Source organism: Sphingomonas sp. AC449, assembly GCF_979253475.1.
This window is the reverse complement of sequence record NZ_CEEDCZ010000002.1, coordinates 466,971-491,040: the sequence shown is the minus strand read 5'-3', so window position 1 is coordinate 491,040 and position 24,070 is coordinate 466,971. Positions and strand designations below refer to the sequence as shown.

Sequence of the window (24,070 nt, the reverse complement as noted above, 5' to 3'; positions counted from 1 at the left end):
GTGTTGCGCGTGCCGCGCAGCGGTACTCAAACTCGCTGATCGAGACAGATCCGATACCCGCTGACGCGGGTTCTTTCTTCTCCGCGTCTCCGCGCCGCCGCGTGAACCCGATCTTCTTCGCGCCATCGCGCCTTCGCGTGAACCAAATTCTACCGGGAACCCCCCATGTATAAGTACGACGAATACGACCAGGCCATCGTCGACCAACGCGTCGACGAGTTCCGCGACCAGGTCCGCCGCCGCCTTTCGGGCGAGCTGACCGAGGACCAGTTCAAGCCGCTGCGGCTGATGAACGGCCTGTATCTCCAGCTGCATGCGTACATGCTGCGCGTCGCGGTGCCCTACGGCACGCTCGACGGCCGGCAGATGCGGATGCTCGGCCATATCGCGCGCAAGTACGATCGCGGCTACGGCCATTTCACGACGCGGCAGAACATCCAGTTCAACTGGATCCAGCTCGACCAGACCCCGGACATCCTCCAGGAGCTGTCGACGGTCGAGATGCATGCCATCCAGACGTCGGGCAACTGCATCCGCAACATCAGTTCGGACCAGTTCGCCGGCGCCGCCGCGGACGAGGTCGCCGATCCGCGCCCCTGGGCCGAGCTGATCCGCCAGTGGTCGACGTTCCACCCCGAATTCACCTACCTCCCGCGCAAATTCAAGATCTGCGTGATCGCGGCGGACGAGGATCGTGCGGCGATGCGGCTGCACGACATCGGCATCGGTCTGCACGTCCGCGACGGTGAACTCGGCGCGAAGATCTATGTCGGCGGCGGCATGGGCCGCACGCCGATGATCAGCCACGAGATCCGCGATTTCGTCCCCGCTGACGACCTGATGAGCTATCTCGAGGCGTGCCTGCGCGTCTATAATCGCTACGGCCGCCGCGACAACATCTACAAGGCGCGGATCAAGATCCTGCTGCACGAGATCGGCCCCGACGAATATCGTCGCCAGGTCGAGGAGGAATTCGCCGCGGTGAAGGGCCTCGGCCTCGATCCGCCGCGCGCCGAGCTGGAGCGGATCACGAGCCATTTCGGCGCGCCCGCGTTCGAGAAGACCGCGTCCGCCGAGATCGACCGCAGCGATCCCGACTTCGCGGTCTGGCTCGACCAGAATGTGAAGGCGCACAAGCAGCCGGGCTATGCGATCGTCAACATCAGCCTGAAGCCCGTCGGCGGCATCCCCGGCGACGCGTCGGCGGACCAGATCGACGTGATGGCCGATCTCGGCACGCGCTACAGCTTCGACGAGCTGCGCGTCACGCATGCGCAGAACATCGTCCTGCCGCACGTCCGCATCGCCGATCTGCACGCGGTGTGGTCGACGCTCAACGAGGCGGGTCTGGCCGAGGCCAATCTCGACCTGATCAGCGACATCATCGCCTGCCCCGGCCTCGATTATTGCAGCCTCGCCAATGCGCGCTCGATCCCGCTCGCACAGAAGATCGCGACGCGCTTCGGCAGTCTCGACCGCCAGCGCGACCTGGGCGAACTGAAGCTCAAGATCAGCGGCTGCATCAACGCCTGCGGGCATCACCATGCCGGGCACATCGGCATCCTCGGCGTCGACAAGAAGGGCACCGAGAATTACCAGCTCTCGCTCGGCGGCTCGGGTGCGGAGGATGTCAGCCTCGCCAAGATCACCGGCCCCGGCTTCTCCGAGGACGGCGTGGTCGACGCGATCGAGCGCGTTACCGACCGGTATCTGCAGGTCCGCGACCCCGGCGAGCGGTTCCTCGACACCTATCGCCGCGTCGGCTTCGAAACGTTCAAGGAGGCGATCTATGGTTGAGTATCCGGACCAGACGCTGCTCCGCTTCCGCGACGACGAGCCGCATGACGAGCCTGCGGTGACTCTCGATTCGTTCATCGGCCAGAGCAATGCGGCCGCCGTCCGCCTCGAGGCAGGCGACGATGCGCGCGCGCTCTTGCCGCAGATCGACCAGCTCGCGCTGATCGAGGTGAGCTTTCCCGGCTATCGCGACGGGCGCGGCTATTCGACGGCACGGATCCTGCGCGAGGCGGGCTATACAGGCGAACTGCGCGCGCAGGGCGACGTGCTTGTCGACCAGATCCCGCTGATGCGCCGCTGCGGCTTCGATAGCTTCGCGCCGCAGGCGCCGATCGACATCGACGTGCTCCGCGCCAGCCTCGAACGCTATGACTCGCCCTACCAGAAGGCGGCGGACGGCGCGGTGCCGATCTGGAAGCTGCGCCATGGGTGAACCCGCGCGCCAGCTCGACATGATCGACGTGACGCCCGCGTTCACCCGCGCGGATGCGCAGGCGATGCAGGCGCGGTTCGAGGGCGTGTCCGCGCAGAACATGCTGCGCGAACTGCTGGCGGGCGAGTTGCGTGGGCGGATCGCGGCGGTGTCGTCATTCGGCGCCGAATCGGCGGTGCTGCTGCACATGGTCGCGCAGGTCGATGTCGAGGTGCCGGTGGTCTTCACCAACACGCAGAAGATGTTCGGCGAGACGCTGGCGTACCGCGACGAACTGGCGGAGCGGCTCGGCTTTACCGACCTGCGCGTATTCCGACCCGATCCGCGGTTGCTCGCGATCAAGGACAAGGCGGGCCTGCGCTGGTCCTACGACCCCGACGGCTGCTGCGACCTGCGCAAGGTCGAGCCGCTGCGGCGCGCGCTCGCCCCGTTCGATTCGTGGATTTCGGGCCGCAAAGGCTTCCAGTCGGGGACGCGCACGGCGTTGCCGCGGTTCGAGGAGGATGAGGGCCGGCTGAAGATCAACCCGCTCGCGGATTGGGACAAGGTCAAGCTCGACGCCTATTTCGCCGAACATGACCTGCCCCGGCATCCGCTCGAAGCGCAGGGCTATCTCTCGATCGGCTGCGCGCCGTGCACGACGAAGGTGGCCCCGGGCGAAGATCCGCGCGCGGGCCGGTGGCGCAGCTTCGACAAGGTCGAATGCGGCATCCACGCCCCCGGCGGCTACGACCCGGTCATCTGATCCGTGTCCCTCTCCCCGTCGGGGAGAGGGAGGGAGGAGCCGGAGGCGACGGAAGGGTGAGGGGCGTTGGGAGGCAACGTCCCGAACCTCACTCCCCTCACCCTTCCCACGGCAAGCGCCGCGGGCCCCTTCCCTCTCCCCCGCGGGGAGAGGGAGATACACTCAATACTCGGCCAGATCCGAGAACTTCGTGATCGTCGGATCGAACTTCATCCGCACCTTGCCAGTCGCACCGTGACGCTGCTTGGCGATGATCAGCTCGGCCAGGCCATAGACGCGCTCCATTTCCGCCGCCCATGACGCGTGATCCTCGAAGATCTTCGCGCTGTCGCCTTCGGTCGGGCGCTTGGGCTCCTTAGACGCGACGTAATAATCCTCGCGGTACACGAACCAGACCATGTCCGCGTCCTGCTCGATCGACCCCGATTCGCGAAGATCCGACAGCATCGGCGTCTTGTCCTCACGCGATTCCACCGCACGCGACAGCTGCGACAGCGCGAGCACCGGCACGTTCAGATCCTTCGCCAGCGTCTTCAGCCCGCGCGAGATCTCCGAGATTTCCTGGACTCGGTTGCCGTCCTTGCTCTTGCCCGACCCCGACAGCAGCTGAAGATAGTCGACCACGACCAGCCCGATCTCGTTGTTGTGGCGACGCTGCAACCGGCGGACGCGCGTGTGCAGCGCGCCGATCGACAGACCGCCGGTATCGTCGATGAACAACGGCAGGTTCTCGAGCTCGGCCGCGGCGGCCGCGAGCTGCGCGAACTCGGTGCGGCTGATCTTGCCCATGCGGAGCGATTCGGACGAAATCTGCGACTGCTCGGCGAGAATACGCGTCGCCAGCTGGTCGGCGGACATTTCGAGGCTGAAGAACGCGACCTTTGCGCCGACCGAGTCCTTCGGCGCGATCCCGTCGGCCATGTCGCGCATCCAGCGCCGCGCGGCGTTGAACGCGATGTTGGTGGCGAGCGAGGTCTTGCCCATGCCCGGACGCCCGGCGAGGATCATGAGATCGCTGTGATGCATGCCGCCGATCTTCGCGTTGATCGAATCGATGCCCGTGGTGACACCCGACAGGTTGCCGCCCGAGTTGAGCGCACGCTCGGCCATCTTGACCGCCGCGGTCGTCGCCTGCGCGAACGACTTCACCGAATTCTCTGAGCCACCATCGGCCGCGACCTTGAACAGCTCTTCTTCGGCGAGCTCGATCTGCGCCCGCGGATTGACCTCTTCCGACGTATCCATCGCCCGGTCGACGAGCGTCCGCCCGACCGAGACGAGCGCACGCAGCATCGCGAGGTCGTAGATCTGCTGCGCGAACTGGCGCGCCCCGATCAGCCCGGCGCCGCTGCCCGTCAGCCCGGCAAGATACGCCGGTCCGCCCAGCTCGCGCATGCCCTCGTCCGCGTCGAACATCGGCCGCAACGTCACCGGCGTGACCAGCATGTCGTTGCCGCGCAGCGTCTTGATCGCCGCGAAGATCCGGCCGTGGACGGGTTCGAAGAAATGCCCGGGCTCGAGCTTGTCGACCAGATCGTCGGCGAGCCGGTTGTCGATCATCATCGCGCCGAGCATCGCCGCCTCGGCTTCGACGTTACGGGGTAGCTGCTGCGGCTCGGCCACAGCGGGGACGGGAAATGCGAGAGTTGCCATGCCGCGTAATACGCACTGCGCCGCGCCGCTCCAAGCCGGGTGCGTCAGAATGATGGGGATAAGTGGCGAAGCCGTGACGGCACGACCTCATGCGGCTGCAGCAGAGAAGTGACAGGCGTAACGACCACCGCTATCGAACGTCGCATGGCCGACCCGCGGATCATCGACGTACAGCTCGACGAGCGCACCATCGCGTGGCGCACCGCGGACATCGAACAGGAGCGGCGGATCGCGATCTTCGACCTGATCGAGGGCAATCACTTCGCGCCGCAACGCCAGCATGCCGACGGCTATGCCGGCCCCTACCGGATCAAGCTCGAGACCGAGGAAGGTCGTCTCGGCATTCATATCCACCGTGAGGACGACACGCATCTTGAGACACTGGTGCTCGCGCTCGGCCGTTTCCGCCGACCGATCAAGGACTATTTCGCGATCTGCGACAGCTATTACCAGGCGATCCGCCAGGCGACGCCTGCCCAGATCGAAACCGTCGACATGGCCAGGCGGGGCATTCACAACGAGGCCGCCGAACTGCTCAAGGATCGCCTGGCGGGCAAGATCGAGGTCGATTTCGACACCGCGCGCCGGTTGTTCACGCTCATCTGCGTGCTGCACCTGCGCGGTTGAGCAACGCTGATGGCGAATACCATGCTGAAGATCGCGACGCTGTTGTTCGGCGCCGGCGGGCTCGGGATCGGCGGCTGGGCCTATGCGACCCAGTGGCATCCGGCGACAGCGCTCTACCCGTTGCAGGGCATCGATCTCGGCGAGAACCCCCCGCCGGTCGAGTGGGGCACGGTGCGCGCGCGCGGGGCCGACTTCGCCTACATCGTCGCGACCTCGGGCAGCGACCGGCGCGATCCCGCGTTCGAAGCGAACTGGGCCGCGCTGCCCGAGGCAGGGCTGCGGCGTGGCGCGGTTCACGTCTATTCGCTCTGCCAGCCCGCAGTCGACCAGGCGAACGCGTTCAACACCTTCGTTCCCGCCGCGAAGGATGCGCTTCCGGTCGCGATCGACATCCAGTTCCGCGACGATTGCACCGCGCGCCCCGACAAGGCCACGCTCGTGAGCGACCTGACGCGGTTCGTGACGATGGTCGAGACGCACACGGCCAAGCCCGTGCTGCTCCGCATCGGCAAGTCGGTCGAGTCGGCCTATGGATTGTCCGCTGCACTGCCGCGACCGATCTGGGCGATGGCCGATATCGTCACGCCCGATTATGCGGCGCAGCCGTGGCGGATGTGGCGTGCAAGCAGCTTTCGCCGCATCGAAGGCATCAAGGGACCGGTGAATTGGGACGTAGTGGCACGATGAGCGAGATATTCGATACCGAGCAAGCAACCCGCCTGATCGCTGCGGCACGCGATGCGGCGCGACATGCACATGCCCCCTATTCGCGGTTCGCGGTGGGGGCCGCCGTGCTGCTCGAAGACGGCAGCATCGTCACCGGCGCGAATGTCGAAAATGCGAGCTACGGGTTGTCGCTCTGCGCGGAGACCGTCGCGATCGCGTCGGCAAGCGCGCAGGGCCGGCTTCGCGAGGTCGTGGCGATCGGCGTGATCGGCGGCGCAATGGATGCGGATGGCAGGGCGACCGGGATCGCCCCCGTCAGCCCGTGCGGCCGATGCCGCCAGGTGATCAACGAGGCCGCACAGCTGGGCGGTCGCGATCTGCCGGTTCATTGCGGTGCGGCCGAAGGCGATGCGATCCGCAGCTATTCTCTGTCCGACCTGCTGCCCGACGCCTTCGGCCCCGCGGATCTCGGGATCCGCTGACCCCTGTCGTATCAGGTCCGCAGCGGACGTCGGTCCCCGTCCGCATGCCGTACGATCGCCTCGCACAACCGGTGCGTCTCGACGATATCGGCGGCATCGGTCGCTAGCCCTGTCCGGACCGCGTCGAGAAAGTCCGCGCACATCGCCTCGAACCCGCGTTGGCGCGCGACCGGCGTCCAGTCGCCCCGACGGCGGTGGCGCTCGACGCCGTCACGCTCGATCGAGTCCGACATATTCGACACCGACACCGTGCGGTCATCGCCGATGACGGTCAGCCGCTCCTCGTCGAGTCCCGAGTCGCGCTGCATCGTCCCCACCGCGTGAAAACCGTCCCCCGCGAGCGTCATCGTTACACCGTGCAGCCGTCGGTCGCGAACGATCGTCTCGATCGTCACGCGCGGCGTCGCCACCGGTGCGAGGAAGCGTAATGTGTCGACGACATGGATGAAGTCGTCGAATACGACGCGACGTGGAGTGTCGGGCTGCGCGTACCGGTGCTTTTCCATCAGCACGAACGACCGGGCCGTGTCGCGCAGCGCGGCATAGCCGGGTGCGTAGCGGCGATTGAAGCCGACACGCAGCAGACATCCCTGCATCACGGCAAGGTCGACCAGCCGCTCCGCCTCTTCCCATGAGTCGGCGAGCGGCTTGTCGACGAACACCGGGATACTCCGGCGCAACAGCGTTTCGACCATCGCCGGGTGCGCTGCCGTCGCGCTGTGGACGAACGCCGCGTCGAAGCCCGTTGTCGCAAGCGCGTCGTCGAGGCTCGAATGCAGCCCCGAGATCCGATACATCGTCCCGAGGCTGGTCAGCGTGGCGGGATCGCGCGTCGCGAGATGGACCTCGAGCCCAGGCGTCGACGCCAGCACGGGGAGATACGCCTTCCGCGCGATATCGCCCAACCCACATAGCAATACGCGCATCCCGTCCCCCATCCCTCGGCGATGGATCGCCGGCAGGCGCCCTTCTCTATCGTCGGTTCGCGCGCTGTCGAGCTTCCCCCTTGCCGTGGCGCGTCATCCGCGCGAAAGCCCCGCGCGAAGGGGAGCTATCATGTCCGTCATGTCCGACCGCTGGATCCGCGAGCGCGCGCTTGGCGACGCGATGATCGAGCCATTCCACGAAGCACAACGACGCGACAGCTGCATCAGCTACGGCCTGTCCTCCTATGGCTATGACGCCAGGGTCGCGGACGAGTTCAAGATCTTCACCAATGTCGACAGCGCGATCGTCGATCCGAAGAACTTCGACGCGAACAGCTTCGTCGACCGCAAGACCGACGTTTGCATCATCCCGCCGAACAGCTTCGCGCTCGCGCGGACCGTCGAATATTTCCGGATCCCGCGCGACACGCTCGTGATCTGCCTCGGCAAGTCGACCTATGCGCGCTGCGGGATCATCGTCAACGTGACCCCGCTGGAACCCGAATGGGAAGGCCATGTGACGCTCGAATTCTCGAACACCACGCCGCTCCCCGCCAAGATCTATGCGAACGAGGGCGCCTGCCAGTTCCTGTTCCTGCAGGGCAACGAGCCATGCGAGGTGAGCTATGCCGACCGCGCCGGCAAATATATGGGACAGCGCGGCGTGACGCTGCCCCGGCTCTAGACGCGGGCATCCGCTTACATATCAGGAACGATGCAAGGCGCGACGGGTAGCCCCCGCGCGCCGAACACCCCCTCGCGTAACGCTTGCGGCTTTACCGCGTGGCGAGCTGTACCGACGGCGTGCCGAGCGCACGGCGGGCCAGCTCATGCGACGACACGACTTCACCCGATGGCATGTCCATCGCGACCGGACGCCGCTCGAGCACCTCGGCGTACAAGGCGCGGGCCGCGGTCGCGCGTCCCGTCTTGCGGTACACCGCGGCCAGATTGAGCATCAGTTCGGGCCGATCCGGATAGATCTGTCGCTCTGCGACAATGCTGCGTTCGGCGGTCGCGAGATCGCCCGCCACGATCGCCTGATACCCGTTCTGATCGGCGGCCAATGCCGGAGCCGCGACACCGGCGAGCGCGAGGATCACCAACCCGGAAATGCGCATGACTTCGTCTCCTATCGCCCTTCCTTGCCGGAAGGTTTCACTTTTGTGACACTGGTGTGTCACTTCCGTGACCGAGTCGCAAGACGTGATTCTTACTGCGCAGGACCGAGACGGATGGGCGGTGCGGCATCCCCGGCGGACAAACGAAAAGGGCGGCCCGTGAGGACCGCCCTGGACGTCGTTGTGTAGCTGTCGCGTGACTTAGAAGTCGTTGCGATACTGCTCGTTGCCGATGAAGCCGAGCTTGCTGATCGCCGACCGCTTCACGACGGCCAGCGTGCGATCCACGACTTCGTACCGTGCCTGCGGATCAGGCTGGAAGTGAAGTTCGGGCTCGGGGTTCATGCTTGCCGTCTGGTCGAGATACTGACGCAGCGTCACCTCGTCGACCGGCGACCCATTCCACGCAACCGTGCCCGCGGCATCGATCGAGATCTTGTTCTTCTCGGGGTCGATCGGGTTCTGCGGCGGGTTCGGGCTGTTGACCGGAAGGTCGACCTTGACCGCGTGCGTCTGGATCGGGATCGTGATGATGAACATGATGAGGAGAACGAGCAGGACGTCGATCAACGGCGTCATGTTCATTTCCATCATCGGCGAGCCGTCTTCTTTGCCGCCGCTCATTGCCATATTATGCTACTCCTAAATACGTCCGAGCGACCGTCAGCGTTCGGTGGTGCCGCCGGGGGGCGGCTCGGAGATGAAGCCGACGCGGGCAAAGCCGGCGCGCTGCATCGTATAGATCGTCCCGCCGATGCACTTGTACGGCGTGTTCACGTCGCCGCGGATATGCGCCTCGGGCAGTTCAAGACCGGCAGCGTTCACGCCACCCTGACGATCGATCTCCGCCTTCAGCTTGGCCACAGCGCGATCGAGCAGCTCGGTCGACGTGACCGGGGACAGACCCCAATACACCGCACAGCTGCCATCGGCATTGGTGGTCACCGACAGCGAGACGTTCTCGGGCTTGGTGGTCGTCGGATCGAACTTAACCTCGGGAAGCTTCAGCTGCACTGCCTGGACCGCAACGGTGGTCGTCACCAGGAAGATGATCAGGAGCACGAGCATGACGTCGACCAGCGGCGTCGTATTGATGTCCGATATCGAACTCTCGGTGGAATCGCCACCAACACTCATCGCCATGTGCGAACTATCCTATCCATTTAATCGCCGCCGGAACCGCCGGCGGCAATGAAGCGGGGCCGCTGTCGCCAGCAGCCCCGCCTTTTCGCGTCTTAGTTGGCGCGCGGCACGCCACCGGTCTGGCCGGCGGTCGTGGTCGGCGTGACAGGCTTCACAGGAGCAGGCTTGGCACCCGATGCGAGGATCGGACGCACGGCGCCGTTCGAAGCAAGGAAGCCCAGCACGTCGTTCGAGAAGGCCGACAGGTCCTCTGCGATCGACTTGTTGCGGCGCTGCAGCCAGTTGTACGACAGAACGGCAGGAACCGCGACGACCAGACCGAGCGCGGTCATGATCAGTGCTTCACCGACCGGGCCTGCGACCTTGTCGATCGATGCCTGACCCGATGCGCCGATCTTCACGAGCGCGCGGTAGATGCCGATAACCGTACCGAACAGACCGATGAACGGCGAAACCGAACCGACCGTCGCGAGGAAGGCGAGACCGCCACCCAGCTTCGAGTTGATCGCGGCTTCCGAACGCGCCAGCGAACCGTGCAGCCAGTCATGCGCCTCGACCGGATCGGTCAGCTTCGAATGCTGCTCCTGAGCGGCCAGGCCGTCGTCGACGATCTGCTTGTAGGCCGAGTTCTTCTCGAGCTTGGCCGAACCCTCGCGCAGGCTGTTCGACGACCAGAAGGCCTGACGGACGCGCTTGCCCTGGCCGATGATCTTCTGCTGCTCGAACAGCTTCGAGAAGAGGATGTAGAACGACACCACCGACATCAGCACCAGGATGCCGAACACGGTCTGCGAAATCAGACCGCCTTCGCGAAGTGCCGCTTCAAGGCCGTACGGGTTGGCTTCGGCTGCTGCGGGCGCCGCCGCGGCAAGGATAGTGGTGAACATGGTCGGATGATCCTCTTAAGATTCGTTGGTCTGTTGCGCCGAGACGCGGATTAATTTTCCGGCAACGTCCACCGGATACGCTGCGTCGCACTCGATCGCATCGGATTGCCGTTCTGGTCGAGCGCCGGCGAGTAGCGACCACGTCGCGTCATCGCGGCACACGCTGCACGATCGAGAGCAGGCGAGCCGCTCGACGTCGTGACGGTGCAATTCTCGACGCGACCCTGGGCGTTGATGTCCCAGCGCATCGCGACCGCGCCCTGCTCACCCGCACGGATGGCGCTTGGCGGATAGTCGTCGACGCTGACCCACGAAGCCGGGTTGCCCTTCGCGCCGGCAGCCTTGCTGACGGCCGGAGGTGCAGGCGGTGCCGGTGGCGACGGCGGCGCGGGAGGCGCCGGCGGAGCGGTTGGCTGGCTCAGCGGGATGATGTTCGACGTCGTGATCGCAGGCGCAGGCGACGGCGTCACCACGACCGGCGGCGGCACCACGACAGTGGTGGGCGGCGGCGGCAGGTTCGGCTGGTCAGGCGGCGGCGGCGGGGGCTCGTCCGGCGGAGGAGGCGGCGGTGGCGGCTCCACGTCGAACGTGTTTAACTTTTCGGTGGCCTTTTTCACGTACTGGTACGCGAGGCCGGTGACGAAAGCATAGCCCAAGGCAGCGTGAATCAGCGCGACGATGATGATCGCGACGATTTTGCCTGAGGACATCTTCTGGTCAACATAGGCCATTCAGCAACGACACTCCCTTATTCTGTCTGCCTTCACGCGGTCGCGCATGGGGGCAGGCGCAACGCAAACGTGTGCCGTGAAGCAAAATTCCACGCGGCAGTGCCTAATGTCTATCGCCACGTCCTGCGACACGCAAACGCTTTGTCAGACGCAACAAACGTACAAGCGCTCGATGGCAGATTTATTTCTGTAACGTTCATCCGCCATCGCGTAGCCAAGGGCGATGACCCTGACCCGCCACATTCCGTCGATCCTTACTATTTCGGCTCTGTTTGCAACGACGTCCGTGCCCTGGCAGCAGGTCGGCGCGCAAACCCCGCCACAGGCGTCGCCCCCCGTCCTGACGGTGCCCGGTCCCGTGTCGGGACAGGATGCCAACCCCGGCCCGGCGTCACCCCCCGAGGCGAGACCCGGCCCGGCGACCGACGGCCTCACGACCATGACGCCGGAGGAGCTTGATCGGCAGTGGAATGCCGGAACGACGGGCGATTCGGGCGCCGCACCTGTCCCGATCCGGGGCGACGGCGCTTCCGTTTCGTCGCAAGGCGGCGATGCCGGCGCTGGCTATGCGGATCTGGCCGACCTGATTCTCGGCGCGCCGGTGATCGCCGACGGCGTGATTCGCTCGACGACGCGGATCAAGGGCGCGGAGGCTGCGGACGTGGTACCGGGGCAGACGCGCTTCTATGTCGAGCTCGACGTCACCGCGCTGATCCGCGGCAGCAACGGCGTGGCGCCGCGGATCGGCTATCTGCTGGACGTCGCGCCGGATGCAAACGGGCGCCCCCCCAAGCTGAAGCGCGCGCGCGTGCTCGTGTTCGCGCGTCCGGTCGCGGGCACGCCGACGCAGGTCCAGCTGGCCGGCCGCACCGCGCAGCGCGACTGGACCCCGGAGCTCGACACGCGCGTGCGCGCGATAACAAAGGCAATCCTGGCGAATGACGCGCCGCCCGTGATCACGGGGACGGGCAACGCGTTCCATGTCCCCGGTGCGCTCCCGGGCGAAGGCGAGACGCAGATATTCCTGACGACCGCCGACCAGCGCCCCGTCTCGCTGTCGATCCTGCGCCGTCCGGGCGAACAGCCCCGCTGGGCGGTGGCTTTGAGCGAGATCGTCGACGAGGCGGCAGGCCCCCCGGCGCGCGGCACCCTGCTCTGGTACCGGCTCGCCTGCGGCCTGCCCCCGGCACTGCCCGACCGCAGCACGGCGTCGCTCGCGCCTTCGGATGCGCAGATCGCGCGTGACGACTACCGGTTCGTGATCGCCGCGCTTGGTTCGTGCGGCCGCGCGCCGAGCTGAGCTAGCGCAGTTCGAGAATCTGCCCGGTCGTCGACCGCGCATTGTCGAGAAACGCGGCCGCGCTCGCGACGACATCGGGCGCGGTCGTCGCACCGGGCGCGACGGCGTTGATGCGCACCCCCGGCGCATATTCGACGGCGAGCGGCCCGACGGCCGCACGCGACAGCGCCGCCGCGAGCGGATCCGCACCGGGCGCGATCACGACCACGATCGACTCCGCGCCATCGGCGGCGGCGTCGCGCACCAGCGTGGCGATGTCCCCGCCGCGTGCAAGCGTCAGGATCACGCGGTCAGCGCCGATGGCGGACCAGCGTGATGCCGATCGCCTCGCCTGCCTCCGCGATCGCCAGCTTCACGATCTTGACGACGACCCGCTGGACACGCGCGTCCTGCAGGAACAGCGTCTCGCAGATATGATCGGCGACCGCCTCGATGAGCGTGAAATGCACCCCCTCGGGAAGCGCGGTCGTCGCCGCATGCTTGAGATCGAGATAGTTCTTCGACGCCGACAGCGGCGTATCGGGGTCGAACCGGCTCGGGCACGTCAGGTCGACGGTAAGCGAAATGCGCAGCGGTTGCGGCAGGTGCGTCTCCTCCGAATAGATTCCGGTGAGCACCTGCACTTCCATGTCGTGCACTTCGAGCTGAAGACTGTCTTGCATCGGCGCGCTCTAGCAGAGCCGTTACCGGAGGGAAGCCCGTGCGCCATCGTCGCGCGCGATCGGTTCCGCTTGCGTTCGACGCCGCCCTGCGTAAAGCGCGCGGCCCCGGACGCGCTCCCGTACCGGCGCTGGAGACACCGGTGATCGAGATCATCCCCCTGCACGACGTATCGGCCGATGCCGTCGAAGCGCTGCTCGACGAGGCGTTCGGCGCCGATCGCCATCGCCGCACGGCCTATGTGATCCGCGGGTCCGCGACGGCGATCGCGTCGCTCAGTTTTGCAGCGATCGAGGAGGGCACGCTGGTCGGGTCGATCCAGTGCTGGCCGATCGCGCTTGTCACCGCGGCCGGACAGCTGCCGCTGGTGATGGTCGGCCCGGTCGCGGTCGCGCCCGGCCACCAGGGCAGCGGCGTCGGACGGACGTTGATGCGCAGCGCGCTGGCGGCCGCGGAGGCGACCGGCCTTGGCGACGCGATGATGCTGATCGGCGATCCCGACTATTATGGCCGGTTCTTCGACTTCAGCGCGGAGCGTACCACCGCCTGGGACGCCCCGGGTCCGGTCGAACGCCACCGCCTCCTGGCGCGGGGACCCAGGGTTCCCGACATGCCCGGCCTGCTGGCGCCACGCGCGCGGATCGACGCCTGACGCCCCCGGGAGAAGCGGATAATGGCGCTGCGCGGGACCGTTTTGGTACATATCAAGCGTCATCAATCACCCCGCTTTGACCGTACCAAGGCTTTACGACAGGCCCGCCGCTCCTTACCTCGCGCCAATGCCCATGGACCCGCTTCCCGACCTGTCCTCGTTGAGCCTCGCCGAGATCGCACGGCTTGCCGACGAGCAGAAACTGCCGCCCGTCGACAAATGGAACCCCAGCCACTGCGGCGATAGCGAGATGCGCATCGCACGCGACGGCACTTGGTATCACCAGGGCACGCCGATCGGCCGCGAAGCGATGGTCCGGCTGTTCTCGACGATCCTGCGGCGCGAGGCCGACGGCAAGTACGTCCTGGTGACCCCCGTCGAGAAGCTGGACATCGTCGTCGAGGACGTCCCCTTCGTCGCCGTGGAAGTAAAGGCGGATGGCGCGGGTGCGTCGTCGCGGCTCACCTTCCGTCTCAATACCGGCGATCTCGTGACTGCGGGCGAGCGGCATCCGCTGCGGTTCGTCGAGGATGCCGACGGGCCCCGGCCCTATCTGATGGTGCGGGGCGGCATGGAGGCGCTGGTGGCGCGGTCGGTCTATTACGAACTCGCCGAGCGCGCGATTGCCAGCGACGACCAGCCCGTCGGGCTGTGGAGCGATGGCATGTTCTTCGCGCTGCAGCCCGGTACCACGCAGGATCCGCCGGAAGACATTGCTGCGTGAGCTTGGCCGATCGACTGCACGCCGCACTGTCGCGCGACGTGGCGCCCGATGTCGTTCTGCTCAGCGGCGATCATCCGGATATTAAGACATCCCCGGACGTACCTGCCTGGCCCGCGGCGGTGCTCGTGGCGATCACCGAGCGGCGCGAACCCGGCGTCATCCTGACGCAGCGGACCGAGACGCTGCGCAAGCATGCCGGTCAGATCGCCTTTCCCGGCGGACGCGTCGATGCCGGCGAGGACGTCGTCACCGCGGCCTTGCGTGAAGCCGAGGAAGAAATCGCGCTCTCACGCGACCATGTGACGGTCATCGGGCAGGCCGACGGCTATCGCACCGTGACTGGGTTTCAGGTCACGCCGGTGATCGGGGTGGTCCCCCCCGACCTTCTGCTCCAGCCAAGCGAGGCCGAGGTGGCAAGCGTGTTCGAGGTCCCGCTGGCGTTTCTGCTCGATCCGGACAACCACGTGGCGGCACAGGTCGAATGGCAGGGACGGATGCGGCAGTATTACGAGATCCTGTGGCACGACCGTCGCATCTGGGGCGCAACCGCCGCGATGATCGTCAACCTTGCACGGCGGCTGCAATGGGCGTGACCCTGCCGCAGGCGGCGTGGCGGACGCGCCCGGGTCTCGTGGCGCTCACCGCGGTGCTCGGCGGCGGCGCGGAATCGCGGTTCGTCGGTGGCGCGGTCCGCGACACGCTGCTTGGCGTCGCCCCCGCCGCGCCCGACGCGCTCGATGTCGACATCGCGACCCGCCATTCGCCGCAGGAGGTGCTCGACCGGCTTGCCGACGCGCGGATCAAGGCGGTCCCCACGGGGCTCGCGCATGGCACGATCACCGCGGTCACCGAAGGCGGTCCGGTCGAGATCACGACGCTGCGACGCGATGTCGCCACGGACGGCCGCCATGCGACGATCGCCTATACCGATGACTGGCGCGAGGACGCCGCGCGCCGCGACTTCACGATGAACGCGCTCTACGCCGACCCGGCGAGCGGCGAGATCTTCGACTATTTCGGCGGCCTCGACGACCTGTCCGCCGGGCGCGTGCGCTTCATCGGCGATCCCCGCCAGCGTATCGCGGAGGATCACCTGCGCATCCTGCGGTTCTTCCGCTTTCACGCGCGGTTCGGAACCGAGGCCGACGCGGCCGGGCTCGAAGCCTGCACCGAGCGTGCGAACGACCTCATGGCGTTGTCGCGCGAACGTATCGCCGCCGAGCTGCTCAAACTGCTGGTCGCGCGGCGTGCGGTATCGGTGATGGGGCTCATGGTCGAACGCGGTATCTGGCGTGCGGTGTTGCCCGAAATCGATGCGGACGGCGTTGCCCGGCTCGCCGCGCTGGCCGAGCGGGAGCACGCAGCGGATATCCCGCCCGATCCGATCCGTCGCCTCGCCGCGCTGATCCCGACCGCCGACGGCGATAGCGTGGCCGCGCGGCTCAAGCTGTCGAACACCAATCGCAAGCGCGTCGTCGCCGCGACGCAGGGTGCCGGCGACGAGGGGCCGCGTGCGCTCGCCTATCGCTGCGGCGTTCCCGGCGCGATCGACCGGTTGCTGATTGCGGGCGACGATATCACCCCGATCGCCGACTGGACGCCGCCCGCCTTCCCGATCAGCGGCGGTGCGCTCGTCGAACGCGGGTTGCGCAAGGGTCCCGACGTCGCGGCGATGCGCCGGCATATCGAAACGCAGTGGATCGTCGAGGGTTTTCCCGATGCGGCGCGGGTCGATGCGATCGCCGATTCGGCGGTCCGCGACGCGCTTGCCGAACCGCGCGCTATTTCAGGCTGATCGATGCAAAGGCCGCGTCCGCTTCGAGCGGCCGCGCGAAGACATAGCCCTGCCCATAGGTGCAGCCCAGCGCGCCGAGCGTCTGCGCGAGTTCGTTGGTCTCGATTCCCTCGGCGGTGGTCTTCATGTTGAGCGCCTGCGCCAAGCTCAGGATCGCGCGCACGATCGACACCTTGTCGCGATCAGCGAGCATGCCCGTCACGAAGCTGCGATCGATCTTCAGAATGTCGATCGGCAGCTTCTGCAGATAGGCGAGGTTCGAATAGCCGGTGCCGAAATCATCCATCGCGAGCGTCGTGCCGAGATCCTTCAGCGCATGCATCGCGGTCGCGATGCCATCGGGATCGGTGACGATCGCGCTCTCGGTCAGCTCGAGCGTGAACCGGTCGCCGGTCAGCCCGGACCGGCGCAACGCGGATTCCACCACCGGTGCGATCGCGTCGCGCTGCAGCTGGATCGCCGAGAGGTTGACCGCGACGCGGACACCGCATGATCCGCCCGCGGCGGCGTCCCATGCCGACAGCGTCCGCGCGGCCGCATCGATCGCCCAGCGACCGAGCGGCACGATCAGCCCGCATTCCTCGGCAACCGGAATGAACTTGGACGGCGGCACTTCGCAACCATCGTCGTCGGTCCAGCGCGCAAGCGCCTCGAACGCGACGATCCGCTGCGTCGCGAGATCGCAGATCGGCTGAAACGCGAGCCGGAGCCGGTCGTTCTCGATCGCACGCCGCAGCGCGGTCTCGAGCCCGAACTGTTCGCGCGCGATCGTGAATTCCTGGCGCTTGTACGTCTCGGAGCGCCCCGTGAGCTTGCCGCGCTTGACCGCGAATTGCGCGTTGCGGATCAGCTCCGCGATGTCGCCCGGCTCGTCCCGGCCATAGGCGATGCCGATCGAGCATTCGACGCGAATCTCGTAATCGGTTAGCCGGAACGGTGCGACCAGCGTGCGCTGAATCCGTTCGGCCAGCCGGTGCGCCTCGTCGGGGTTTTCGTCGATCGTCATCAGGACCGCGAACTGATCCCCGCCGATCCGCGCCAGCGTGTCGCACGCGCGCAGCGCCCCCTTGATGCGACGCGCGACGGTGATCAGCATCTCGTCGCCCGCGAGCGATCCCAGACATGCGTTCAACCGGCCGAACCGTTCGAGATCGATCGCCAGCACCGCGTGCGAGTCGCGATGCTCGATCCCCTCGACCAGATTCTCGAACCCCTCGCGGTTCGGAAGCCCGGTCAGGCTGTCGGTCGTCATCTCGCGCTGCATGCTGCGCTCGGTCTGAATCCGCGATGTCTGGTCGATGAAGCTGATCGTGCACCGGTCATGGACGTGCGGCCCGCTCCGCGCGATCGTCACGCGGTAGAAGCGGCAGTCGATCGCCTCGCCCAGCGACCAGTCGAAGTCCGTCCGCGTCTGCGCCGACCGGATGAAGGCCGTGATCCTGGGCGTCAGATCCGCCAGCATCGGCGAGCGGCCCGGCACGACGCCAAGCCCCGCCAGACGATAGGCGCGATTCATCGCATAGAAATCGAGTCGCCCCGAATCCAGCGTCACCTGGACCATCGGGATCGGGATGAGTTCAAGCCCTCGCGCGACCAGTTCGGCCGGGACGATCGGTGGCGCTTCGGCGTCGTGGAGGACCGATTCCATGCCCCCTCGTACCCAAGCTTCGTTAATACGGCATAAAATTTACAAAAGACCCGCAGTGACTGGAACTGCAACCGGTTGGCAATGTTTCGGCCGCGGACGCCGGTCTATCGCCGCGTCACTCTAGCCAAACCGGTTGTCGCGCGGGAACCCGGTCGGTGGCATCCGCCCCGCCGCGCCGCGCGCGGTACGCCACGGTCCCAGATCCGCCTCGGTCCGCGTGCGCTTGGTCTCGCCGCCCATCGCCCAGCTCAGCCCGTTGGCGAACACGAAGGTGATCGCATCCGCCAGCCCGCCGTCGCGGTAGCGTTGCAGCTGCACCCCCTGCCCGCGGCTCATCTCGACCAGCTCGTTGATCGGAAACACCAGCAATTTCCGGTTATCGCCGATCGCTGCGACATAATCGTCCGCGGGATCGACCGGGCGGACCAGCTTGACCTTCTCGCCGATTCGCGGCGTCATCACCGTCTTGCCCTTGCGCGTCTCGGCGATCACGTCGGCTGCGGTCGCGATGAAGGCGCGGCCATCGGTCGCCGCGACCATCAGCTTGGCCTGCCGCGCCGCCGGCAGCAGCGCGACGATCCCGACGCTGCCGTCGAGATCGATCATCGCGCGCACCGGCTCGCCAAACCCGCGCCCGCCCGGCAGCTTGTCCGCCGCCAGCGTGAAGAACCGCCCATTCTCGGCCGCCAGCAACAATTTGTCCGTCGTCTGCGCGTGGAAGGCGAAGGCGGGGCCATCGCCCTCCTTGAACTTCAGCGCCTCGGGACTCGCCAGGTCGTTATGCCCGCGCATCGCCCGGATCCAGCCGCGCTGCGACAGGATCACGGTGATCGGCTCGCGTTCGATCATCGCCTCGAGCGGGATGTCGCGCGTCGGTGCGGCCTCCTCGATCGTCGTCCGCCGCTTGCCGAGCAGCGTCTCGGCGCCATAGCGGTCGCGGATCTTGCGCAGGTCCGCCTTCATCCGCTTCTTCTGCAGCTTGGGATCGGCGAGCAACGCGGTCAGCGACGCCTGTTCCTTGTCGAGCTTGTCGCGCTCGGTCTTGATCTCGAACTCTTCGAGCCGCCGCAGCGATCGCAGCCGCATGTTCAGGATCGCCTCCGCCTGACGATCGGTGAGGTTGAACTCGGCGATCATCACCTTTTTCGGCTCGTCCTCGGTGCGGATGATCTCGATCACGCGGTCGAGATTGAGATAGGCGACCAGATAGCCGTCGAGCAGCTCGATCCGGTCGGCGATCTTTTCCAGCCGGTGCTGCGTCCGCCGCGTCAGCACGACGAACTGATGCTCGACCCACGCCGCCAGCGCCTCGCGCAAGCTCATCACGCGCGGCGTGCGATCCTTGTCGAGCACGTTGAGGTTGAGGCTCACCCGCGTCTCGAGATCGGTCAGCCGGAACAGCCCGTCCATCAGCACCTGCGGATCGACCGTCCGGCTCCGCGGCTCCAGCACGATGCGGATCTCGGCGTCCGATTCGTCGCGCACGTCCGCCAGGATCGGCAGGCGCTTGGCGTTGATCAGGTCGGCGATCTGTTCGATCAGCTTGCCCTTCTGCACGCCATACGGGATCTCGGACACGATCAGCGTCCACATGCCCCCCTTTTCGCGCTCGATGCTCCAGCGCGCGCGCACCCGGAACCCGCCGCGCCCGGTGGCATAGGATTCGCGGATCACCGCGGGGGGATCGACGACCAGCCCGCCGGTCGGAAAATCCGGCCCCGTCACATGCGCCAGGATCGCGTCATTGTCGGCATCGGGCTGATCGACCAGCAGGATCGCCGCCTCGATCAGCTCCGCGGCGTTGTGCGGCGGGATGCTCGTCGCCATCCCGACCGCGATCCCGCTCGCGCCGTTGGCGAGCAGATTGGGGAACATGCCGGGGAACAGCTCGGGCTCCTCGTCCTCACCATTGTACGTCGGGCGAAGATTGGCCGCATCCTCGTCGAGCCCGTCCATCAGGTCGACCGCGACCTGCGTCAGCCGTGCCTCGGTATATCGGTAGGCGGCGGCATTATCCCCGTCGATATTGCCGAAATTGCCCTGCCCGTCGACCAGCGGATAGCGCAGCGAGAAGGTCTGCGCGAGACGGACCATCGCGTCATAGACCGACTGGTCGCCATGCGGATGATATTTGCCGATCACGTCGCCGACGACGCGTGCGCATTTCTTGTAACCCTGGCTCGGATCGAGCTTCAGCAGCCGCATCGCCCAGAGCAGCCGCCGGTGCACCGGCTTCATCCCGTCGCGCACATCGGGCAACGACCGCGCGGTGATCGTCGAGAGCGCATAAACGAGATACCGCTCGCTCAGCGCGCTGTCGAAGGGGGCGTCGACGATGGAGTCGAAGGGATCTTTGAAATCGGTGACCATAGATTGATGTGGGATAGCAAGCGCCGCGCGAAGGTTCCACTGTTGTTCTCAACACCCCCAACAGGCTCGAAACGCCCGCGCCGATCCTCCCTCCTCCCCGTCATCCTGACGAAAGTCAGGATCCAGAGCCAGGCCCCCAACCCATCTTGCACCAACCCGCAACGTTCGCCACCGTCCCACCACAACCGCCTCGCACCCGCCGCCTAATCCTGGAAAGACCCCGCAACCCCATGATCCGCCTTGCCTTTCTCGCGCTGGCCGCCATCACCTCCCCGGTGACCGCAGAACCGCCCGCACGCAAACTCCTGACCTGGCCCGACCTCGTCAAACGCCCGAAGCCCAGCCCCGACGCGACCATCGCCTATGGCCCCGACCAGATGCAGAAGGTCGATGTCTGGCGACCAGCGGGCAAGGGCCCCTTCCCCGTCGTCGTGATGGTGCATGGCGGGTGCTGGACGACGAGCATCGCCGATCGCAGCCTGATGAATTGGGTCGCCGACGATCTGCGCAAGGACGGCATCGCGGTCTGGAACATCGACTATCGAGGAGTCGACCGCGCCGGCGGCGGTTATCCCGGCACGTTCGAGGACGCGGCGAAGGCGACCGACGCGCTGAGCGCCAACGCGGCGACGTTCAATCTCGACACGCGTCGGATCGTCGCGATCGGCCATTCCGCGGGCGGCCATCTCGCACTCTGGCTTGCCGCGCGCGCGAAACTCGCCCCGACCAGCCCGCTCCACACCAGCACACCGCTGCACATCGACCATGTCATCAGCCTCGGCGGCCTGCCCGATCTCGAGGCGACGGCAGCCACCCCCGCCAATGGCTGCGGCACCGAGGTCGTAGCCAAGCTCGTCGGCAAACCCAGCCCGGCCCGCGCGGACGTCTACGCCGACACCTCGGTCCCGCGCCTTCTCCCGCTCGGCGTCGCGCAGGATCTGGTCAACGGCCGCGAGGACCGGATCATCCCCTTCCCCTTCGCCACAGACTATGTCGCCAAGGCAAGAACCGCAGGGGACACCGCGGTCCTCCACACCATCCCGGCGACCGGCCATGTCGAGCTCGTCGCGCCCGAGACGCCCGCCTGGGCGGAAGCGAAACGGCTGATCGCGGCCGCCCTGAAATGACCCTAGACCCGCCCGCACCCACAAAGGCTCGACCATGACCCTCGACGAAGCCCGCGCACTCGACGCCGCCGATCCTCTGGCAGCGTACCGCGAGCAGTTCGCGCTGCCCGACGGCGTGATCTATCTCGACGGCAACTCGCTCGGCGCGCTTCCCAGGGCGACGCCCGCCGCGCTCGCCGACGTCGCGACTCGCCAATGGGGCGACCGCCTCATCCGCAGCTGGAACGAAGGCTGGATCGACGCGCCCCAGCGGATCGGCGGCAAGATCGCCCCGCTGATCGGCGCCGCCGCGGACGAGGTCATCATCGGCGACACGACCTCGACGCATCTGTTCAAGGCACTGGTCGCCGCGCTCCGCGCCAACCCCGACCGCCACACCGTCCTGAGCGAGTCGGGCAATTTCCCGACCGACCTCCACATCGCCGAGGGCGCGGTCGCCTGCGTCCCCGGCGCCCGGCTAAAGGTGGTCGCGCGCGCGGATCTCGCAGAGGCGCTCGACGAGGACACCGCGGTGCTGCTGCTCACCCATGTCCACTACAAGACCGGCGAGCGCTTCGACATGACCGCCTGGACCGCCCGCGCGCAGGCCGCGGGCGCGCTGATGCTCTGGGATCTCAGCCACAGCGTCGGCGCGGTGCCGATCGACCTGAGCGGCGCGGGCGCCGATCTGGCGGTCGGCTGCACGTACAAATATCTCAACGGCGGCCCCGGCGCGCCCGCCTTCCTCTACGTTGCCAAGCGCTGGCAGGAAGCCCTGGCCAGCCCGCTGTCCGGCTGGATGGGCCATGCAGCCCCGTTCGCGTTCGAGGATGCCTATCGCCCCGCGCCGGGGATGAAACGCTGGCTGGCGGGCACCCCCGCGATGCTGTCGACCGCGGCGCTCGAAGCCGCGCTCGATCTCTGGGCGGACATCGACCAGCACGCGGTCGCCACCAAGAGCGCGCAGCTTTTCGACATCCTCGCCGCCGCCGGCGACGCGCTCGGCCTCGAATGCGTGAGCCCGCGCGATCCCGCAAAGCGTGGCAGCCATATCAGCTTCCGCCACCCCGACGCCTATGCCCTCACGCAGGCGATGATCGCCCGCGGCGTCATCGGCGACTTCCGCGACCCCGACATCCTCCGCCTCGGCCTGACGCCCTTGTACCTGAGCCACGAGGAAGTCTGGCGCGCGGGCGAGATCCTGCAGAAGGTCATTGAAACCGGCGAATGGCGCGCTCCTCAATATAGTCAAAGACTTGCGGTCACCTGATCATTTGCGCGCAACGTTGATCCTTATGATTTCCGGACCACGCTCTATCTTTTGTCACAACCCTCGCTAGCTCTGCACTTGCAGCCTGCTGACCAATACAGTCGCTGCATGGCAGCAGCGGTGCAGCGGGGGCGCAGGCATGACGAATCAGCGATCGGGGCAGGCCGAGTTATACGGCGTACAGATGTTGCGCGCGGTCGCCGCGCTTGCAGTGGTCGTTCATCACACGCTCGAGCAATCGAACGGAGCGGTTCACCGATTCAGTCCGGACTGGCTGACCATATCGGGTGCGTCCGGGGTCGACATATTCTTCGTCCTCAGCGGCTTCATCATGCTCCACGTCAGCTTCCGCGGCACCGACGCGCCGCCGACGCCGGGCGCCTTCCTTCTCCGTCGTGCGACGCGGATCTACCCGTTCTACTGGCTGTGCTGCCTTGGCGTCCTGACGATCTCGGCGATGGGATTCCTCGCCACGCATCATTTTCCGGCGAGCAGGGTCGTCGCCGCCCTCCTGTTGCTCCCGGGCGACACGATTCTCGGCGTTTCGTGGACGCTCGTCTACGAGGTCTATTTCTACCTGTTGTTCGCAGCGACCCTCAAGGCGCGCTCCGCGACCGTGTCGGTGTTTGCCACGACGGCGGCGATCCTGGCGTTGCAGGTCGCCGGGGCGCTTCTGCCTGCAAGCGACACGGCGTCGTTCCTCACGAGTCCGTTGCCGCTAGAATTCTGCTTCGGACTCGTCCTGGCCTACGCCCATGCGGCCTGGAGTCGCCGGAACCGCAGCTGGCCCGTGCCGCCGATCTTGGCACTGGCGCTGATGGGGCTGATGGCTGCCGCGCCGCTGTTCGTCGTGCATGACGGCACGGCCGGCCTGCCGGCACTGCCGCGGGTGTTCGCCTGGGGCATTCCCGCGACCCTTGTCGTCGCCAGCGCGCTCTCGATCGGCGCACCACGCGGCGCGATCGTCCGGTTCCTCGTCCTGCTCGGCGACGCGTCCTATGCGCTCTACCTCACGCACGTGTTCGTCATGATGGGCTATGGCCGCGTGATGAAGATCGAGGCGTTCCGTCACCTGCCCCAGCAGGGCTTTGTCGTGCTGATCGTGCTGCTTTGCCTGGCCGTCGGGCTGGTCGCGCACCTCGTTCTCGAAAAGCCGCTGCTGGCCGTGGTCCGTCATGTGACGCGCCGCCAGCCTCGTCGCGCAGCACCGATCGACCAGCCCGCGTGATCGGCGCCGCGCGTAACGCATACCGGATAGCGTACCGATCCGATTGCACCCCCCGCGCCCTTCGCCTATAGGCGCGGCCTATCCCGGCTCCGGCTCCGCGATCCGT

At 66.7% G+C, this 24,070-nt stretch carries 26 protein-coding genes; 15 read left to right on the top strand and 11 right to left on the bottom strand.

The annotated features are described in order from the left end of the window. Window positions 1–165: 165 nt before the first annotated feature. The 3 genes from AC0CH3_RS05875 to AC0CH3_RS05865 are packed head-to-tail and all read left to right on the top strand — an operon-like array spanning window position 166 to window position 2,975. Window positions 166–1,797 (top strand): nitrite/sulfite reductase, encoded by a 1,632-nt coding sequence (locus AC0CH3_RS05875; RefSeq protein WP_354302591.1) that lies wholly within the window; start codon window positions 166–168, stop codon window positions 1,795–1,797. Then, window positions 1,790–2,230 (top strand): DUF934 domain-containing protein, encoded by a 441-nt coding sequence (locus tag AC0CH3_RS05870; protein ID WP_056021613.1) that lies wholly within the window; start codon window positions 1,790–1,792, stop codon window positions 2,228–2,230. Before AC0CH3_RS05875 ends, AC0CH3_RS05870 begins: the two co-directional genes overlap by 8 nt. Beyond that, a complete protein-coding gene (locus tag AC0CH3_RS05865) occupies window positions 2,223–2,975 on the top strand; it encodes a phosphoadenylyl-sulfate reductase (protein ID WP_354302589.1) in 753 nt (250 codons plus the stop codon). Before AC0CH3_RS05870 ends, AC0CH3_RS05865 begins: the two co-directional genes overlap by 8 nt. 162 nt (window positions 2,976–3,137) lie before the next feature. Here AC0CH3_RS05865 and AC0CH3_RS05860 read toward each other — a convergent pair whose 3' ends face one another. Then, window positions 3,138–4,628, bottom strand: coding sequence for a replicative DNA helicase (locus AC0CH3_RS05860; protein WP_056021608.1), 1,491 nt, complete (start codon window positions 4,626–4,628; stop codon window positions 3,138–3,140). Between the two features lie 144 nt (window positions 4,629–4,772). Here AC0CH3_RS05860 and AC0CH3_RS05855 point away from each other — a divergent pair, with 144 nt between their 5' ends. The 3 genes from AC0CH3_RS05855 to AC0CH3_RS05845 are packed head-to-tail and all read left to right on the top strand — an operon-like array spanning window position 4,773 to window position 6,403. Then, entirely contained in the window at window positions 4,773–5,255 is a 483-nt protein-coding gene (locus AC0CH3_RS05855) for a UPF0262 family protein (protein WP_354302587.1), read from the top strand. A gap of 9 nt (window positions 5,256–5,264) precedes the next feature. Then, window positions 5,265–5,942 (top strand): glycoside hydrolase family 25 protein, encoded by a 678-nt coding sequence (locus AC0CH3_RS05850; protein WP_354302585.1) that lies wholly within the window; start codon window positions 5,265–5,267, stop codon window positions 5,940–5,942. Next, window positions 5,939–6,403: a cytidine deaminase gene (locus AC0CH3_RS05845; RefSeq protein WP_156350422.1), complete on the top strand. Its 465-nt coding sequence runs from the start codon at window positions 5,939–5,941 to the stop codon at window positions 6,401–6,403. The genes AC0CH3_RS05850 and AC0CH3_RS05845 overlap by 4 nt, the downstream gene beginning before the upstream one ends. An 11-nt stretch (window positions 6,404–6,414) precedes the next feature. On the opposite strand, the gene AC0CH3_RS05840 is transcribed toward AC0CH3_RS05845, so the two are convergent. Continuing rightward, on the bottom strand, window positions 6,415–7,320 hold the full coding sequence (locus tag AC0CH3_RS05840; protein WP_465237695.1) for a Gfo/Idh/MocA family protein: 906 nt from the start codon (window positions 7,318–7,320) through the stop codon (window positions 6,415–6,417). A 139-nt stretch (window positions 7,321–7,459) separates the two neighbouring features. On the opposite strand from AC0CH3_RS05840, the gene dcd reads away from it, so the two are divergent. Beyond that, a complete protein-coding gene (gene dcd / locus AC0CH3_RS05835; RefSeq protein ID WP_056021596.1) occupies window positions 7,460–8,014 on the top strand; it encodes a dCTP deaminase in 555 nt (184 codons plus the stop codon). A 91-nt stretch (window positions 8,015–8,105) separates the two neighbouring features. Here the strand turns inward: dcd and AC0CH3_RS05830 are convergent, their stop codons facing one another. The 5 genes from AC0CH3_RS05830 to AC0CH3_RS05810 all read right to left on the bottom strand — a co-directional run bounded on the left by AC0CH3_RS05830 (window position 8,106) and on the right by AC0CH3_RS05810 (window position 11,211). Next, entirely contained in the window at window positions 8,106–8,450 is a 345-nt protein-coding gene (locus AC0CH3_RS05830) for a tetratricopeptide repeat protein (protein WP_056021593.1), read from the bottom strand. Between the two features lie 201 nt (window positions 8,451–8,651). Continuing rightward, window positions 8,652–9,080 carry an ExbD/TolR family protein gene (locus tag AC0CH3_RS05825; RefSeq protein ID WP_056021590.1) on the bottom strand — a complete coding sequence of 143 codons (429 nt, stop codon included), beginning with the start codon at window positions 9,078–9,080 and terminating at the stop codon, window positions 8,652–8,654. 33 nt (window positions 9,081–9,113) lie between these two features. Continuing rightward, window positions 9,114–9,593: an ExbD/TolR family protein gene (locus AC0CH3_RS05820; protein WP_056021586.1), complete on the bottom strand. Its 480-nt coding sequence runs from the start codon at window positions 9,591–9,593 to the stop codon at window positions 9,114–9,116. A gap of 92 nt (window positions 9,594–9,685) precedes the next feature. Beyond that, window positions 9,686–10,480, bottom strand: coding sequence for a MotA/TolQ/ExbB proton channel family protein (locus AC0CH3_RS05815; RefSeq protein WP_056021583.1), 795 nt, complete (start codon window positions 10,478–10,480; stop codon window positions 9,686–9,688). Between the two features lie 50 nt (window positions 10,481–10,530). Further along, the gene (locus AC0CH3_RS05810) at window positions 10,531–11,211 is read right to left on the bottom strand and encodes an energy transducer TonB (protein ID WP_056021581.1); all 681 of its coding nucleotides are present in this window, start codon (window positions 11,209–11,211) and stop codon (window positions 10,531–10,533) included. A 223-nt stretch (window positions 11,212–11,434) separates the two neighbouring features. Here AC0CH3_RS05810 and AC0CH3_RS05805 point away from each other — a divergent pair, with 223 nt between their 5' ends. Continuing rightward, window positions 11,435–12,511, top strand: a complete 1,077-nt coding sequence (locus tag AC0CH3_RS05805; RefSeq protein WP_465237694.1) for a hypothetical protein — start codon at window positions 11,435–11,437, stop codon at window positions 12,509–12,511. 1 nt (window position 12,512) lies between these two features. Here AC0CH3_RS05805 and AC0CH3_RS05800 read toward each other — a convergent pair whose 3' ends face one another. Together AC0CH3_RS05800 and AC0CH3_RS05795 are read right to left on the bottom strand one after the other, a co-directional pair. Further along, window positions 12,513–12,797, bottom strand: coding sequence for a Rossmann fold domain-containing protein (locus AC0CH3_RS05800; RefSeq protein ID WP_354302577.1), 285 nt, complete (start codon window positions 12,795–12,797; stop codon window positions 12,513–12,515). A 4-nt stretch (window positions 12,798–12,801) separates the two neighbouring features. Beyond that, complete coding sequence (locus AC0CH3_RS05795; RefSeq protein WP_056021574.1) at window positions 12,802–13,173, bottom strand: dihydroneopterin aldolase; 372 nt, start codon at window positions 13,171–13,173, stop codon at window positions 12,802–12,804. 140 nt (window positions 13,174–13,313) lie between these two features. Between AC0CH3_RS05795 and AC0CH3_RS05790 the strand changes: the two genes are divergently transcribed. The 4 genes from AC0CH3_RS05790 (at window position 13,314) to AC0CH3_RS05775 (ending at window position 16,342) form a co-directional block, all read left to right on the top strand. Next, window positions 13,314–13,823: a GNAT family N-acetyltransferase gene (locus AC0CH3_RS05790; protein WP_354302575.1), complete on the top strand. Its 510-nt coding sequence runs from the start codon at window positions 13,314–13,316 to the stop codon at window positions 13,821–13,823. Window positions 13,824–13,950: 127 nt separating this feature from the next. After that, entirely contained in the window at window positions 13,951–14,547 is a 597-nt protein-coding gene (locus tag AC0CH3_RS05785; protein WP_333996429.1) for a DUF1285 domain-containing protein, read from the top strand. After that, window positions 14,544–15,140, top strand: a complete 597-nt coding sequence (locus AC0CH3_RS05780; protein WP_354302573.1) for a CoA pyrophosphatase — start codon at window positions 14,544–14,546, stop codon at window positions 15,138–15,140. Before AC0CH3_RS05785 ends, AC0CH3_RS05780 begins: the two co-directional genes overlap by 4 nt. Further along, window positions 15,131–16,342, top strand: a complete 1,212-nt coding sequence (locus AC0CH3_RS05775; protein ID WP_354302572.1) for a CCA tRNA nucleotidyltransferase — start codon at window positions 15,131–15,133, stop codon at window positions 16,340–16,342. Before AC0CH3_RS05780 ends, AC0CH3_RS05775 begins: the two co-directional genes overlap by 10 nt. Here the strand turns inward: AC0CH3_RS05775 and AC0CH3_RS05770 are convergent. Both AC0CH3_RS05770 and parC read right to left on the bottom strand, forming a co-directional pair. Further along, window positions 16,329–17,990 carry a putative bifunctional diguanylate cyclase/phosphodiesterase gene (locus AC0CH3_RS05770; protein WP_354302571.1) on the bottom strand — a complete coding sequence of 554 codons (1,662 nt, stop codon included), beginning with the start codon at window positions 17,988–17,990 and terminating at the stop codon, window positions 16,329–16,331. The two genes, AC0CH3_RS05775 and AC0CH3_RS05770, sit on opposite strands and share 14 nt — an antisense overlap. A gap of 120 nt (window positions 17,991–18,110) precedes the next feature. After that, window positions 18,111–20,360 carry a DNA topoisomerase IV subunit A gene (gene parC / locus AC0CH3_RS05765; RefSeq protein WP_056021558.1) on the bottom strand — a complete coding sequence of 750 codons (2,250 nt, stop codon included), beginning with the start codon at window positions 20,358–20,360 and terminating at the stop codon, window positions 18,111–18,113. Window positions 20,361–20,590: 230 nt separating this feature from the next. Between parC and AC0CH3_RS05760 the strand changes: the two genes are divergently transcribed. The 3 genes from AC0CH3_RS05760 to AC0CH3_RS05750 all read left to right on the top strand — a co-directional run bounded on the left by AC0CH3_RS05760 (window position 20,591) and on the right by AC0CH3_RS05750 (window position 23,964). Continuing rightward, the gene (locus tag AC0CH3_RS05760) at window positions 20,591–21,487 is read left to right on the top strand and encodes an alpha/beta hydrolase (protein WP_354302569.1); all 897 of its coding nucleotides are present in this window, start codon (window positions 20,591–20,593) and stop codon (window positions 21,485–21,487) included. Window positions 21,488–21,521: 34 nt separating this feature from the next. Next, entirely contained in the window at window positions 21,522–22,736 is a 1,215-nt protein-coding gene (gene kynU, locus AC0CH3_RS05755; protein ID WP_354302567.1) for a kynureninase, read from the top strand. 139 nt (window positions 22,737–22,875) lie between these two features. Further along, the gene (locus AC0CH3_RS05750) at window positions 22,876–23,964 is read left to right on the top strand and encodes an acyltransferase family protein (protein WP_354302565.1); all 1,089 of its coding nucleotides are present in this window, start codon (window positions 22,876–22,878) and stop codon (window positions 23,962–23,964) included. The last annotated feature ends 106 nt before the right edge of the window (window positions 23,965–24,070 follow it).

Bases quoted from the DNA above. Each gene is read 5' to 3' on its own strand.
- AC0CH3_RS05795 (WP_056021574.1), bottom strand. From the start codon at position 13,173: ATGCAAGACAGTCTTCAGCTCGAAGTGCACGACATGGAAGTGCAGGTG.
- AC0CH3_RS05775 (WP_354302572.1), top strand. From the start codon at position 15,131: ATGGGCGTGACCCTGCCGCAGGCGGCGTGGCGGACGCGCCCGGGTCTC.
- AC0CH3_RS05865 (WP_354302589.1), top strand. From the start codon at position 2,223: ATGGGTGAACCCGCGCGCCAGCTCGACATGATCGACGTGACGCCCGCG.
- AC0CH3_RS05750 (WP_354302565.1), top strand. From the start codon at position 22,876: ATGACGAATCAGCGATCGGGGCAGGCCGAGTTATACGGCGTACAGATG.
- AC0CH3_RS05820 (WP_056021586.1), bottom strand. From the start codon at position 9,593: ATGGCGATGAGTGTTGGTGGCGATTCCACCGAGAGTTCGATATCGGAC.
- dcd (WP_056021596.1), top strand. From the start codon at position 7,460: ATGTCCGTCATGTCCGACCGCTGGATCCGCGAGCGCGCGCTTGGCGAC.
- AC0CH3_RS05875 (WP_354302591.1), top strand. From the start codon at position 166: ATGTATAAGTACGACGAATACGACCAGGCCATCGTCGACCAACGCGTC.
- AC0CH3_RS05870 (WP_056021613.1), top strand. From the start codon at position 1,790: ATGGTTGAGTATCCGGACCAGACGCTGCTCCGCTTCCGCGACGACGAG.
- AC0CH3_RS05855 (WP_354302587.1), top strand. From the start codon at position 4,773: ATGGCCGACCCGCGGATCATCGACGTACAGCTCGACGAGCGCACCATC.
- kynU (WP_354302567.1), top strand. From the start codon at position 21,522: ATGACCCTCGACGAAGCCCGCGCACTCGACGCCGCCGATCCTCTGGCA.
- AC0CH3_RS05815 (WP_056021583.1), bottom strand. From the start codon at position 10,480: ATGTTCACCACTATCCTTGCCGCGGCGGCGCCCGCAGCAGCCGAAGCC.
- AC0CH3_RS05850 (WP_354302585.1), top strand. From the start codon at position 5,265: ATGGCGAATACCATGCTGAAGATCGCGACGCTGTTGTTCGGCGCCGGC.
- AC0CH3_RS05805 (WP_465237694.1), top strand. From the start codon at position 11,435: ATGACCCTGACCCGCCACATTCCGTCGATCCTTACTATTTCGGCTCTG.
- AC0CH3_RS05760 (WP_354302569.1), top strand. From the start codon at position 20,591: ATGATCCGCCTTGCCTTTCTCGCGCTGGCCGCCATCACCTCCCCGGTG.
- AC0CH3_RS05770 (WP_354302571.1), bottom strand. From the start codon at position 17,990: ATGGAATCGGTCCTCCACGACGCCGAAGCGCCACCGATCGTCCCGGCC.
- AC0CH3_RS05825 (WP_056021590.1), bottom strand. From the start codon at position 9,080: ATGGCAATGAGCGGCGGCAAAGAAGACGGCTCGCCGATGATGGAAATG.
- AC0CH3_RS05845 (WP_156350422.1), top strand. From the start codon at position 5,939: ATGAGCGAGATATTCGATACCGAGCAAGCAACCCGCCTGATCGCTGCG.
- AC0CH3_RS05785 (WP_333996429.1), top strand. From the start codon at position 13,951: ATGCCCATGGACCCGCTTCCCGACCTGTCCTCGTTGAGCCTCGCCGAG.
- AC0CH3_RS05830 (WP_056021593.1), bottom strand. From the start codon at position 8,450: ATGCGCATTTCCGGGTTGGTGATCCTCGCGCTCGCCGGTGTCGCGGCT.
- AC0CH3_RS05860 (WP_056021608.1), bottom strand. From the start codon at position 4,628: ATGGCAACTCTCGCATTTCCCGTCCCCGCTGTGGCCGAGCCGCAGCAG.
- parC (WP_056021558.1), bottom strand. From the start codon at position 20,360: ATGGTCACCGATTTCAAAGATCCCTTCGACTCCATCGTCGACGCCCCC.
- AC0CH3_RS05810 (WP_056021581.1), bottom strand. From the start codon at position 11,211: ATGGCCTATGTTGACCAGAAGATGTCCTCAGGCAAAATCGTCGCGATC.